Origin of the sequence: Paraburkholderia sp. RL17-373-BIF-A, from assembly GCF_046030175.1 — a bacterium.
Classification (GTDB): Bacteria; Pseudomonadota; Gammaproteobacteria; order Burkholderiales; family Burkholderiaceae; genus Paraburkholderia.
Map to the genome: position 1 here is coordinate 1 of NZ_JARESO010000334.1, position 806 is coordinate 806.

Genomic DNA, 806 nt, shown 5'->3' on the forward strand with positions numbered 1-806 from the left:
AAGGATGTAAGAGACAACGAACTCGATGAACTGCTCGATGGTTTGGCCCGCAATCACGAGAATAGAACAACTCTGTCTCCAGGCGCCCAAAGAAACCTTTACAGGCCGCGTTATCGAGCGCGCATCCCATACGTCCTCTGGTCGCTGCAGCAAATCGCCGGGCTCTTTAATCGCAATCATTGTAAGCGGCTCGCCTCGACCGTCGTAGGCGGTGACCGCAGTGCGCAGCAAAGTGATATTCATTATCTTCGACTTGATGGACACCACTTTGTCAGACTTTTCGGTGAAGAAGCCGGGTAGTCGAGCGGGCCCTTCCTAATTTTCCGAGGGGGATTAGGGACCGGCTGTCGGCAACGGCGTGGGAGCCGGGCGTCTCGGTCGCGAGACTCGCCCGTGAGAATGGCATCAACGCGAACATGCTGTACACTTGGCTGCGCCGATATCTTACAGAGCAGCACGCTCCGTCCGCGAGCCTCCTAGCAACATACTGCTGAGTGACCCACCGACGCAGGCCCTGGCCTCGCCGCCAGCTGATTTCACGCATTTGATTCGAAGCCGGCGCCGCCTGCGGGCACAATCAAAATTCGAATCGGCCGTGTGGTCGTCAAGGTAGATGGTCTGGTCGACGCCGACATGCTGCGTACCGTGTTGGGCAGTCTGCGATCATGATCTTGCTCTCGACTGGCACGCGTATCGTAAGCGTCATTCTGTGGCCGCATGGACAGAGCTGAAGCCGGTGTCCAAAGTGATGTCCGTTACTTCAAGTGATGGGGACTACTTTGGACACACGTAAGCGTGGCACCAGC

General features: G+C 57.1%; 2 protein-coding genes. One reads left to right on the forward strand and one right to left on the reverse strand.

The genetic code is table 11. The features are described from left to right. Nucleotides 1-243: hypothetical protein (locus tag P0D80_RS50715; RefSeq protein ID WP_408296429.1), on the reverse strand; the 243-nt coding region annotated here is incomplete at its 3' end. 101 nt (nt 244-344) lie between these two features. Here P0D80_RS50715 and P0D80_RS50720 point away from each other — a divergent pair. Beyond that, a complete protein-coding gene (locus tag P0D80_RS50720) occupies nt 345-494 on the forward strand; it encodes a transposase (RefSeq protein ID WP_408296426.1) in 150 nt (49 codons plus the stop codon). The last annotated feature ends 312 nt before the right edge of the window (nt 495-806 follow it).